At 71.2% G+C, this 10,709-nt stretch carries 9 protein-coding genes and 3 tRNA genes; 6 read left to right on the top strand and 6 right to left on the bottom strand.

Annotation, left to right across the window (positions count from 1 at the left end):
* Nucleotides 1–106: 106 nt before the first annotated feature.
* Both treY and glgX read right to left on the bottom strand, forming a co-directional pair.
* Nucleotides 107–2,605 carry a malto-oligosyltrehalose synthase gene (gene treY / locus MXD58_RS11175; RefSeq protein ID WP_248840195.1) on the bottom strand — a complete coding sequence of 833 codons (2,499 nt, stop codon included), beginning with the start codon at nucleotides 2,603–2,605 and terminating at the stop codon, nucleotides 107–109.
* Nucleotides 2,595–4,790, bottom strand: coding sequence for a glycogen debranching protein GlgX (gene glgX, locus MXD58_RS11170; protein WP_248840196.1), 2,196 nt, complete (start codon nucleotides 4,788–4,790; stop codon nucleotides 2,595–2,597). Before glgX ends, treY begins: the two co-directional genes overlap by 11 nt.
* A gap of 122 nt (nucleotides 4,791–4,912) precedes the next feature.
* On the opposite strand from glgX, the gene MXD58_RS11165 reads away from it, so the two are divergent.
* From MXD58_RS11165 to MXD58_RS11150, 4 genes are all read left to right on the top strand, one after another.
* Nucleotides 4,913–5,347, top strand: a complete 435-nt coding sequence (locus MXD58_RS11165; RefSeq protein ID WP_248840197.1) for an NfeD family protein — start codon at nucleotides 4,913–4,915, stop codon at nucleotides 5,345–5,347.
* A 12-nt stretch (nucleotides 5,348–5,359) separates the two neighbouring features.
* Nucleotides 5,360–6,280: an SPFH domain-containing protein gene (locus MXD58_RS11160; RefSeq protein WP_248840198.1), complete on the top strand. Its 921-nt coding sequence runs from the start codon at nucleotides 5,360–5,362 to the stop codon at nucleotides 6,278–6,280.
* Between the two features lie 170 nt (nucleotides 6,281–6,450).
* Nucleotides 6,451–6,984: a DUF3145 domain-containing protein gene (locus MXD58_RS11155; RefSeq protein ID WP_248840218.1), complete on the top strand. Its 534-nt coding sequence runs from the start codon at nucleotides 6,451–6,453 to the stop codon at nucleotides 6,982–6,984.
* 282 nt (nucleotides 6,985–7,266) lie between these two features.
* Nucleotides 7,267–7,560: a DUF4193 family protein gene (locus MXD58_RS11150; protein ID WP_248819278.1), complete on the top strand. Its 294-nt coding sequence runs from the start codon at nucleotides 7,267–7,269 to the stop codon at nucleotides 7,558–7,560.
* Between the two features lie 75 nt (nucleotides 7,561–7,635).
* Here the strand turns inward: MXD58_RS11150 and MXD58_RS11145 are convergent, their stop codons facing one another.
* Nucleotides 7,636–8,223, bottom strand: a complete 588-nt coding sequence (locus MXD58_RS11145; protein ID WP_248840199.1) for an isochorismatase family protein — start codon at nucleotides 8,221–8,223, stop codon at nucleotides 7,636–7,638.
* Nucleotides 8,224–8,381: 158 nt separating this feature from the next.
* Between MXD58_RS11145 and MXD58_RS11140 the strand changes: the two genes are divergently transcribed.
* Together MXD58_RS11140 and MXD58_RS11135 are read left to right on the top strand one after the other, a co-directional pair.
* The gene (locus MXD58_RS11140; RefSeq protein WP_248840200.1) at nucleotides 8,382–9,188 is read left to right on the top strand and encodes a DUF3097 domain-containing protein; all 807 of its coding nucleotides are present in this window, start codon (nucleotides 8,382–8,384) and stop codon (nucleotides 9,186–9,188) included.
* Nucleotides 9,189–9,285: 97 nt separating this feature from the next.
* Nucleotides 9,286–10,131 (top strand): N-acetylmuramoyl-L-alanine amidase, encoded by an 846-nt coding sequence (locus MXD58_RS11135; protein WP_248840201.1) that lies wholly within the window; start codon nucleotides 9,286–9,288, stop codon nucleotides 10,129–10,131.
* 91 nt (nucleotides 10,132–10,222) lie between these two features.
* Here MXD58_RS11135 and MXD58_RS11130 read toward each other — a convergent pair.
* The 3 genes from MXD58_RS11130 to MXD58_RS11120 all read right to left on the bottom strand — a co-directional run bounded on the left by MXD58_RS11130 (nucleotide 10,223) and on the right by MXD58_RS11120 (nucleotide 10,491).
* Nucleotides 10,223–10,294 (bottom strand) — tRNA-Val (locus MXD58_RS11130).
* 12 nt (nucleotides 10,295–10,306) lie between these two features.
* Nucleotides 10,307–10,378 (bottom strand) — tRNA-Cys (locus MXD58_RS11125).
* A 41-nt stretch (nucleotides 10,379–10,419) separates the two neighbouring features.
* Nucleotides 10,420–10,491 (bottom strand) — tRNA-Gly (locus tag MXD58_RS11120).
* Nucleotides 10,492–10,709 lie beyond the last annotated feature (218 nt).

Here is a 10,709-nt window from a genome sequence, read left to right as displayed (position 1 = left end):
CTTCGTCTTCGACGACGGGTTCTTCAGCCGGAACTCGATCTCCTGCGCACCAGGCGGCGCGACGACGCTGAACGTCGTGCGGTGCCTGCTGCGCGTGCCGAGACGTCTACAGGGCGCGGACGAGGAGGCTGACCGGGAAGTCGCGCAGCAGCCGCAGCACGTAGGCCGTCCCACCGTCATGCTTGCGGCCGGTCAGGACGTCGGTCCAGCGGCCCTCGGGCAGCGGCAGGGTGGTGTCGCGCCAGCCGCCGCCGCGGCGCAGGCCGAGCACCAGCCGGGGCACCACGGCGACCACGGACTCCGACCGGCTGAACGCGACGACGTTCTCCGCCGCCGAGCCCGACGCCCACAGCGGCCGGTAGGTGGCCTGCGGGCCGAACCAGTCCGGATGGTCGCGCCGCACCCGCAGCGCCCGGGCGACGACGAGCAGCTTCGCGGCGCCGGAGTCGTCGAGCAGCGGCGGGCGCCGCGGCGGCCCGCTGTCCGCCGCGGTCTCGAGGTCGAGCTCGGCGAGGATCTTCGTCCGGTCGCCGTAGTTCACCGGTCGCCGGTTGTCCGGATCGACCAGCGAGAGGTCCCACAGGTCCTGCCCCTGGTACACGTCCGGCACCCCGGGCATGGTGAGCTGCAGCAGCTTCTGCGCCAGGGAGTTCTGCCGGCCGAGCTCGACCAGGGGGCCGACGTAGCCGGTGAGCACGGCGAGGAACTCCTCGTCCTCCAGCACCGACACGATGTAGTTCGCCAGCGCCGCCTCGTAGGCGGGGTCCTGGTCGGTCCAGCTCGTGTACAGCTTCGCCTCGCGGGCCGCCTTGAGCATGTACTCGGTGGCCCGCTCGGCCGACAGCGGCCAGGCGCCGACGAGGGTCTGCAGCAGGAAGTAGACGGTGGGCCGATCCGGCCAGCCCTGTTCGGTGTCGCGGTGGCGCTCACCGAGGCGGACCAGTCGGCCGGCGACCTCCGCCCAGCCGCGCGGATCCTCGGAGAGCACGGCGAGGCGGGCCCGCACGTCCTCGGAGCGTTTCGTGTCGTGGGTCGACAGGGTGGTCATCCCCAGCGGCCAGGTCCGCTGCGCGGTGGAGCTCGCCTCGTGGAACTCGTTGACGGCGCTGCGCGGATGGCCGGTGGTGAACGCCGGGAACCGGCCCGGGTTGCCACCGACCTCGTTGAGCGCGATCATCCGGCCGTAGCGGTAGAACGCGGTGTCCTCGATGCCCTTGGCCATCACCGGGCCGCAGGTCTGCTGGAAGCGCACGACGAACTCGGGCGGCCCGCCGAGCGCCAGGTCCTCGATGAGGTCGACCTCGGTGGAGCGCCCCGGCAGGTAGGACCGGGCGTGCTCGCAGGCCCGCACCACGTGGCCCCGGGCCTCCAGGCTCGGCGTGCCGTCCGGGCGGATGTAGGCCCGGTAGACGTCGAAGGCCGCCAGGACCTCGCACAGTGCCTCGCGCAGGCCGGTGCGGGTCAGGTCGGCGCGGGCCCGGCGGGCCTCGGCCAGCGCCAGGGTGCTCAGCCGGTCGACCTCGGGCTGGAGCACGCCCGCGAGCACGTCGAGCTTGGCGGCCCGCGCCTCGACCTCGAACTCCGCGTTGGCCTGTGCGAGTTCCTGGTAGAGCACGGCGAGTGGATGCCCGGCGACGGGGTCGAGGAACAGCCGGGTCAGCCGGGCGATCCCGTCGTAGCCGGTGGTCCCGTCGCAGGCCCACGTCCGCGGCAGCGTCTCGTCGTCCTCGAGGATCTTCTCGACGACGGTCCACGCCCCGCCGGTGGCCTCGGAGAGCCGTCGCAGGTAGCCCTCCGGGTCGGCCAGGCCGTCCGGATGATCGATGCGCAGCCCGTCGAAGGTGCCCGCGCGCACCTGCTCGATGAGCAGCCGGTGGCTGGCGGCGAAGACGTCGGGCTCCTCCTGGCGCAGCCCGGCGAGGGTGGTGATGTCGAAGAACCGGCGGTAGTTCAGCTCGGTGGCGCCAACCCGCCACCAGCACAGCCGGTAGTACTGGGCGTCGAGGGTGGCGGCGACGTCGTCGGGGTCGGCGGTGCCCGGCGCGGTCGGCAGCACGTGGTCGTAGTAGACGACGACCCACTCGCCCTCGGTGTCGCGCCGCACGGAGATCTCCCCGGCGGCCAGGCAGTCCGCGAGGCCCGAACCGAGGATCGGCACGAGGACCCGGCCCGGGTTGTCCGGCGCGGCCCAGTCGATGTCGAACCAGCTCGCGTACGGGGAGTCCGGCCCTTCGCGCAGCACGGACCACCACGGCGCGTTCGACGCCTCCGAGGCCACGGACATGTGGTTCGGCACGACGTCCACGACGAGGCCGAGGCCGGCCTTGCGGCAGGCGGCGACCAGCCGGCGCAGCCCGCCGGTGCCGCCGAGCTCCGGATTGATCTGGCCGTGCTCGACGACGTCGTACCCGTGGGTCGAACCGGGTGCCGCCTCCAGCACCGGCGACAGGTACAGGTGCGACACACCCAGCGACGCGAGGTAGGGGACGATCACCGCTGCGTCGGTGAACGAGAAGTCGAGGTTGAGCTGCAGCCGGTAGGTCGACGTCGGCACCGCCCGGTCGCGGCCGGGGGTCCCGCCCGGCACGGTCGGCTCAGGAGACACGGCGGAGCACGACCGTGGAGCGGGCGTCGATCTCGAGGGCGTCGCCCGCCTTGACGACCTTGCCGATGTCGATGGGGTCGAGCGCCGTCTGGGACAGCAGGCTCGCGTCCAGGCCGGCGTCGACCGCGGCGGTGGAGCGGCGGGTGTCCACGACGGTCTCCCACGAGACACCGAAGGTCTCCGCCGGGACGCGGAACCCGACCGGCTCGAAGTGGGCGTTGAAGTACAGCAGGAACGAATCGTCGTGGATCTTCTGGCCGAGCGCGTCGGGATCCGAGATGCCCTCGCCGTTGAGGAACACGCCCAGGGAGCGGGCGGTGCCGGAGTCCCAGTCAGCGTCGGTCATCTCGGTGCCGTCGGGCCGCAGCCAGACGATGTCCTTGCCGGCGGGTCCGTCGCCGGTGCCGCTGGCGCTGCCCTGCCCGCGCGGGCGCGCGCCTTCGAAGAACTTGCGCCGCCGGAAGATCGGATGGTCGTGGCGCAGCTTGGACACCTGGCCGACGAAGTCGACGAGGTCCGCGTTGCGCTCGGCGTCGGCCCAGTCCAGCCAGGAGATGGGGGTGTCCTGGCAGTAGGCGTTGTTGTTGCCGCCCTGGGTGCGGCCCATCTCGTCGCCGGCGACGAGCATCGGTACTCCCTGCGACAGCAGCAGCGTCGTCAGCAGATTGCGGGTCTGCGCGACGCGCAGCGCCTGCACGACGGGGTCGTCCGTGGGCCCCTCGACCCCGCAGTTCCACGACCGGTTGTCGTCGGAACCATCCCGGTTGTCCTCGCCGTTCGCCTCGTTGTGCTTCTCGTTGTACGAGACGAGGTCGTGCAGGGTGAAACCGTCGTGGGCCGTGATGAAATTGATCGACGCCCAGGGCCGCCGGCCGCTGGTCTCGTACAGGTCGCTGGAGCCGGTCAGCCGCGAGGCGAACTCCGCGATGCCGTGGTCCTGGCCGCGCCAGAAGTCGCGGACGGTGTCACGGTACTTGCCGTTCCACTCCGTCCACAGCGGGGGGAAGTTGCCGACCTGGTAGCCGCCCTCACCGAGGTCCCACGGCTCGGCGATGAGCTTCACCTGGGACACGACGGGGTCCTGCTGGACCAGGTCGAAGAACGACGACAGCCGGTCGACGTCGTAGAACTCCCGCGCCAGCGTGGCGGCGAGGTCGAACCGGAAGCCGTCGACGTGCATGTCGGTGACCCAGTACCGCAGCGAGTCCATGATGAGCTGCAGGACGTGCGGATGGCGCACCCGCATGCTGTTGCCGGTGCCGGTGTAGTCCATGTAGTAGCGCTGGTCGTCGTCGACGAGCCGGTAGTAGGCGCTGTTGTCGATGCCGCGGAAGCACACCAGCGGCCCCATGTGGTTGCCCTCGGCGGTGTGGTTGTAGACGACGTCGAGGATCACCTCGATGCCGGCCTCGTGCAGATTCTTGACCATGCCCTTGAACTCCTGCACCTGCCGGCCCTGGCCGCCCGAGGCGGAGTAGCCGTTGTGCGGGGCCAGGAAGGCGACCGAGTTGTATCCCCAGTAGTTGCGCAGGCCCTTGCTGACGAGGTGCTCGTCGTGCACGAACTGGTGCACCGGCAGCAGCTCGATCGCGGTCACGCCGATCTTGCGGTAATGCTCGATCATGAGGGGGTGCGCCACGCCGGCATAGGTGCCGCGGTACTCCTCCGGGAGCCCCGGATGGTTCTTGGTCAGCCCACGGACATGTGCTTCGTAGATCACCGACTCGTTGTACGGCGTGCGCGGCGGCCGGTCGCCGTTCCAGTCGAAGAACGGGCTGATGACGACCGATTTCATCATGTGTGGCCCGGAGTCGGCGTCGTTGACGCTGTCCGGATCGCCGAAGGTGTAGGGAAAGACCGCCTGGTCCCAGGCGATCTCGCCGTCGACCGCCTTGGCGTACGGGTCGAGCAGCAGCTTGTGCGGGTTGCAGCGGTGACCGCTCGCCGGGTCATAGGGCCCGTGGACGCGATAGCCGTAGCGCTGGCCGGGCCCCACCGAGGGCAGGTAGGCGTGCCAGACGAAGGCGTCGACCTCGAGGAGCTCGATCTGCTCCTCCCGGCCGCCGTCGTCGTACAGGCAGAGCATGACCTTGTCCGCGATCTCGGAGAAGATCGCGAAATTCGTTCCCGTACCGTCATATGTGGCACCGAGGGGATACGGGTGACCCGGCCAGACCTGCGACATACGCGAAGCCTACGGGCATGGCGCCATCGGTGACCGGGCGGCGCGTGAATCGTGCGGCCACACGTTCGGAAGCGTTGACGTTTCATTGATCGGTGCCCGGCTGCCCGGCCTAGCATGGGGCCATGGCCGACTGGGCGATCTGGGTCGTCGTCGCCGGCGCCCTGTTCGTCGGCGAGCTGGTGACGCTGACCCTCGTGCTGGCGATGGTCGCGCTCGCCGCGCTGGTGGGTGCCGGTGTCGCTGTGCTCGGCGTCGATGTCGTCTGGCAGCTCGTGGCCTTCGCCGCGGCGGCGGGCGCCCTGGGGGTCGGGCTGCGTCCGGTGGCCCGGCGGCACCTGCGGGGCGCGCCCGCGCTGCGCACCGGGACGGAGGCGCTCGTCGGCGAGCGGGCCGTCGTGGTGGAGCGGGTCGACGGGGACGGCGGGCGGGTGAAGATCCGTGGCGAGGTGTGGTCCGCGCGGTCCTATCCGACGACCACGGTGCTGGCCGTCGGCAGCGAGGCGCACGTGCTGCGCATCGACGGGGCGACCGCCATCGTGCACAGCTTCGAGGTCTGAGGGAGGGCAGTCATGGCAGGTGTCATCGTCGCCTTGGCGATCGTGGCGGTTCTGTTGGTCGCGCTGGTGCGGGCGGTGCGGATCGTCCCCCAGGCCCGCGCGATGGTCGTCGAGCGGCTTGGGCGCTATCACCGCACCCTCACCCCCGGCCTCGCGATCGTGGTCCCGTTCATCGACCGGATCCGAGACAAGATCGACCTGCGTGAACAGGTCGTCAGCTTCCCGCCGCAGCCGGTGATCACCGAGGACAACCTCGTGGTCGGCATCGACACCGTCATCTACTTCCAGGTGACCGACCCGCGCGCCGCGACCTACGAGATCGCCAACGTCATCCGGGCGATCGAGCAGCTGACCGTCACCACCCTGCGCAACGTCATCGGCGGCCTGAACCTGGAGGCCACCCTCACCTCCCGGGACCAGATCAACGGCCAGCTGCGCGGCGTGCTCGACGAGGCCACCGGCCGGTGGGGCATCCGGGTCAACCGGGTCGAGCTGAAGGCCATCGACCCGCCCCGCTCCATCCAGGACTCGATGGAGAAGCAGATGCGGGCCGAGCGAGACCGCCGCGCGGCCATCCTGACCGCCGAGGGGGTCAAACAGAGCGAGATCCTGCGGGCCGAGGGCGAGAAGCAGGCGGCGATCCTGCGGGCCGAGGGTGAGCGGGAGGCGCAGATCCTCACCGCCCAGGGCGAGGCGAAGGCGATCGACACCGTTTTCCGGGCGATCCACGAAGGTGACCCGGACCAGAAACTGCTGGCCTACCAATATCTGCAGACGCTGCCGCAGATCGCCCAGGGGCAGGCCAGCAAGCTGTGGATCGTCCCGAGCGAGCTCACCGGCGCACTGGGCGGCCTCGGCGGACTGTTCGGTGGCCTGACCTCGGACAGGCCAGCGGGGACCCGTCCGGACGGGCCATCCGAGCAGCGTCCATGATGACCGGGGTGGGCAACGCTATTGCGCCCATTTAGTCATAGCTCTCCAAGGGGGTGGGGCTAGTCCGCCGGCTCGGACCATGGGACGATTCCGGCAAGCCGCCATAACGGACGGGTCGAAGAGGCGCAGGGGAAGGCGTTCCTCGTCGACGGAGGTCCTGCGTGGTCGCAATGTCACCGACAGCTCGCGAGCTGTCATCCGGCTCGTCGTCCTTCGCCGTGCCGGGCAAGTTGGCGGTTCTTGCCTGTCCGCCAGCGCTCTGCCCGCACCTGGAGTTCGCCGTGACCGGAGTGTTGTCGTCGCCGGTGTCGCTCACCTGGACGGCGCAGCCCGGCATGCCCGGATTCCTGTTCGCCGGGCTGGAATGGCGCGCGTCCCCGGGTACGGCGGGCCGGGTTGCGGGCGCCCTGCGCCGGCTCGGGCATGTCACCTTCGAGACAGTGGAGGGGCCCTCGCCCGGCTGCGACGCCGAGCGGTACTCCTACACTCCCGATCTCGGTCTGCACCGGGCCGCGATCGCCGCCAACGGCGACGTCGTGGTCGGGGAGGCGGCCCTGCGGGCGCTGCTCGAGCGGGGTGAGGCACGCGAGACGCTCTCCCGCGGGCTGCACCGTCTGCTCGGGACGGCCTGGGACGATGTCCTGGAGCCACTGCGCCGCGGGGCGCACGGCGCGCCGGTAACCTGGCTGCGCCGCACCGGCTGACCGCACCGGCTGACCGCACCGGCGGACCGCACCGGCGGACCGCACCGGCGGACCGGGCTCGAGGCGATCCGCGCAGGCCAAGGGCGAAACACCGCCGCTGGCCTGCGCGGATGAGGCCGTTGGCGGCGGTCCGCAGGGGTCGGTCACGTATCGGGGTGGACTGGGCACGCGCGTGTGGTGAAGCCCACATCAGGGTAGCGCGGGTCTGACGGGCACATACCCCGGCGGTCGTGCGTTGAGGCTTGCGCACGACCACGAACAACCTTTCTGGGAGTTACTTCAGTGGCCACCGATTACGACACTCCTCGTACTGCTGACATAGAGGACGCATCCGAGCAGAGTCTGGAGGCTCTCAAGGCACGGCGAGCCGACGCGGCAGCCGACCTCGGTGACGATGCTGACCCGTTCGAGACCGAGCTCGGCCTGCCCGGCGCCGACCTGGGGGGCGAAGAGCTGAACCTGCGGGTGCTGCCAAGACAGGCTGACGAGTTCACCTGCACGCAGTGCTATCTCGTGCACCACCGCAGCCAGCTCTACGACGAGCGGCGGATGGTCTGCCGCGACTGCGCAGCCTGATCCCTACGATGTACCGACACACCCGCCGGCCGACGCCGCGGTCACCGAAGAGGCCGCCGCGCCGGCTGGTCGGGGTCAGTCGAGAAGGACCCCGGCCGCGCGCATCGCCGTGACCGACCGCTGGTCGTCACCCGGGCGCAGGTTGACGAACCTGGTCAGTTCCAGCGGAAGCAGCACCGTGAGCCCGAGGCCCCTGGCCTCGAGGGCGCTCTCCCGCACGCAGTGATCGCCGGCGAGGCCAACCACCACCAGCGTGGTCACCTCCTGTTCGGCGAGGCGCTGGCCCAGCAGGGTCGAGCGCTGGTCACCCGACCGGGGGTCGCGCACCGAGAAGGCGGAATACCCGTCGGCCCCGTCGACCCCCTTGCGGATCACCTCGCCGGCCACCGTGAGCTCCGGGTGGAACTCGGCTCCGCTGGTGCCCGCCACGCAGTGCGGCGGCCACACGCCCCCGTCGGTGACGAAGTGCGGCGTGCGGGCCGGATGCCAGTCCTGGCTGTAGAACACCGGGGCCCCGGCGGCTCTCGCCGCGGCGATCTCGGCGTTGATCCCGGCGACGACCTCCTCCCCGCCGGTGACGTAGAGGCTGCCGGCCGGATCCGCGAAGTCGTTCTGCACATCCACGACCAGCAACGCGACCCGCGGGCCGTAGCGTGCCGTCATCTCGCCCCTCCCGTCGCCCCGGGCCGGGACAGGCCGGGGGACCCCCGATGGTCGCGGGCGCCAGGGCGGCCCGGCGCCGATCTGCTCAGTGTGGCATCCCGACACGCCCGTGGGTCGATTTGCCCGATCATGGCCGTGCGACGGCTTAAATTCGCGGCATGCACAGCCGCGACTACGGCCGGGACGTCCTGGCGCCCAGCGCCCGCGCCCGCCCGCCGATCCCGGAGATCGAGCTCGAACCGGACCTGGTCGTCGAGGACGCCACGAGCGGGTTCTGCGGCGCCGTCGTCGCCAGCGAGCACGGCGGGGTGACCCTGGAGGACCGGCACGGCGCCCGGCGGCTGTTCCCGCTGGAGCCGGGCGGGTTTCTGTTGGAGGGCCGCCGGGTGACCCTCGTGCGCCCCCGCCGCAGGGCACCGGCCGCCCCCGCGCGCACCGCGTCCGGTTCCCTGGCCGTAGCCGGCCACCGGGCGCGCGTCGCCCGCGCCAGCCGCATCTACGTGGAGGGGCTGCACGACGCCACCCTCGTGGAACGGGTCTGGGGGGATGACCTGCGCGTCGAGGGCGTCGTCGTGGAGAGCCTGGACGGCATCGACGACCTGGCGGGCGTGGTCGAGACGTTCCGTCCCGGACCGGGCCGGCGCCTGGGCGTCCTGGTCGACCATCTCGTCGCGGGGAGCAAGGAGAGCCGGATCGCGGCGTCCGTCACCGGGGACCACGTGCTGGTCACCGGCCACCCGTACATCGACATCTGGCAGGCGGTGAAGCCCGCCTCGGTCGGCATCGCCGCCTGGCCGGTCGTGCCGCGTGGGCAGCCGTGGAAGGAAGGCGTCTGCCGGGCGCTGGGCGTCTCCGAGCCCGCCGAGATGTGGCGGCGGGTACTGGCAGAGGTCAACGACTACGGCGATCTCGAGGTGGGCCTGCTCAGGGCCGTGGAGCACCTGATCGACTTCGTCACGGCCTGAACGGCGCCGGGCGCGGCCCGATGCTGCGCGCCGCGCCGCACCGCGATCACCTACGGTGGGTGGGGCGAACCACGACTGGGCCAGGGCGGGGGACTGCATGCCGGTACGGATCCGGCGGATCCTCGTGCTGCAGATGGCCGGAGTTGTTCTGCTGGCGTTGATGGCCGGCTTCGCTCTGCGGTTCGCGCTGAACAGGCTCGACGGTGATGGCGCGGCTCCGGCCGGCGGGGCTGCCGGCGTGGCGGCGGTGTCGCTGGCCGGCCGGACCATCGTGCTGGACCCGGGCCACGACGGCGGCAACAGCGGGGCCGGCGCAGTCATCAACCGGCTGGTGCCGGCGGGCGGCTTCGACAAGGAGTGCGACACGGTCGGCGCGCAGACCGCCGCCGGCTACCCGGAGCACGCCTTCACCTTCGACCTGGCCCAGCGGACGGCGGTGATCCTGCGGGCCCGGGGGGCCAGGGTGGTGCTGACCCGCGGCGACGACACCGGCGTCGGGCCGTGCATCGACCAGCGGGCCCGGACCGGAAACGACCTGCGCGCCGCGGCGGTCGTGTCGATCCACGCCGACGGCGGCCCCGTGACCGGCCGCGGCTTTCACGTGATCGCGCCGGCGCTGAGCCCCGACAAGGCGAACGCGACGATCCTGGCCCCCTCGACCCGCCTCGCGGGCGCGCTGCGCACGGCATTCGGCGCGGCGACCGGGCTGCCACTGGCGGACTACCTCGGCCGGGAGGGCATGACGATCCGGTCCGATCTCGGCGGGCTGAACCTCTCTCGGGTACCGAAGGTGTTTCTCGAATGCGGGAACATGAGCAACTCGACGGACGCGGCCGCGCTGGTCGAGCCGGCATGGCGGGCGCGGGCCGCGACCGGCATCGCCGACGGGCTCACCGCGTTCCTGCGGGAAGGGGGGACGGCGGGGGCGGCTCCGCCGGACTGATGGGCGGCCGCGGGGAGAATCCGCATTCAGGCACACAAAAAGGCCACTGGAGATCCAGTGGCCTTTTGCGACGATGCCGCGAGACGCGGGGTGGGCGATACTGGGATTGAACCAGTGACCTCTACCGTGTCAAGGTAGCGCTCTCCCACTGAGCTAATCGCCCGCGATGAACCAGAGGCGGAGGCGGGAATCGAACCCGCGTACAGGGCTTTGCAGGCCCTTGCCTAAACCACTCGGCCACTCCGCCGCGGGAGGCCGCGGTGCAGACCTCAAGCCCCTCTGCTTCCGAGCGGACGACGGGATTCGAACCCGCGACCCTCACCTTGGCAAGGTGATGCTCTACCACTGAGCCACGTCCGCGTCGCACCTGACTTCTTGCCGGTGCAGTCAGCACTCTAGCGGACGAACGGCCTCCTCGTCGAATGCCCCGCCAGGCGTCGCGAAGATGTTGCGTTGGGTCAAGACGACCCACGTGAACATCGGGTTTCGCCCATGGCACGTCCACCTGGCCCGGCGGGGCGCGGATCGGAGCCACGGACGCCGGCGCGGCGGCCCGCCGCCCGCGGCGGGGCGTGCCC

The sequence above is a fragment of the Frankia sp. AgKG'84/4 genome, from assembly GCF_023242965.2.
GTDB lineage: Bacteria > Actinomycetota > Actinomycetes > Frankiales > Frankiaceae > Frankia.
This window is presented reverse-complemented; position numbering and strand designations above follow the sequence as displayed.

What these genes read in the sequence shown, in the direction of transcription:
- glgX (WP_248840196.1), bottom strand. Translation starts at nt 4,790, where the DNA reads ATGTCGCAGGTCTGGCCGGGTCACCCGTATCCCCTCGGTGCCACATAT.
- MXD58_RS11165 (WP_248840197.1), top strand. Translation starts at nt 4,913, where the DNA reads ATGGCCGACTGGGCGATCTGGGTCGTCGTCGCCGGCGCCCTGTTCGTC.
- MXD58_RS11160 (WP_248840198.1), top strand. Translation starts at nt 5,360, where the DNA reads ATGGCAGGTGTCATCGTCGCCTTGGCGATCGTGGCGGTTCTGTTGGTC.
- MXD58_RS11155 (WP_248840218.1), top strand. Translation starts at nt 6,451, where the DNA reads ATGTCACCGACAGCTCGCGAGCTGTCATCCGGCTCGTCGTCCTTCGCC.
- MXD58_RS11145 (WP_248840199.1), bottom strand. Translation starts at nt 8,223, where the DNA reads ATGACGGCACGCTACGGCCCGCGGGTCGCGTTGCTGGTCGTGGATGTG.
- MXD58_RS11140 (WP_248840200.1), top strand. Translation starts at nt 8,382, where the DNA reads ATGCACAGCCGCGACTACGGCCGGGACGTCCTGGCGCCCAGCGCCCGC.
- MXD58_RS11135 (WP_248840201.1), top strand. Translation starts at nt 9,286, where the DNA reads ATGCCGGTACGGATCCGGCGGATCCTCGTGCTGCAGATGGCCGGAGTT.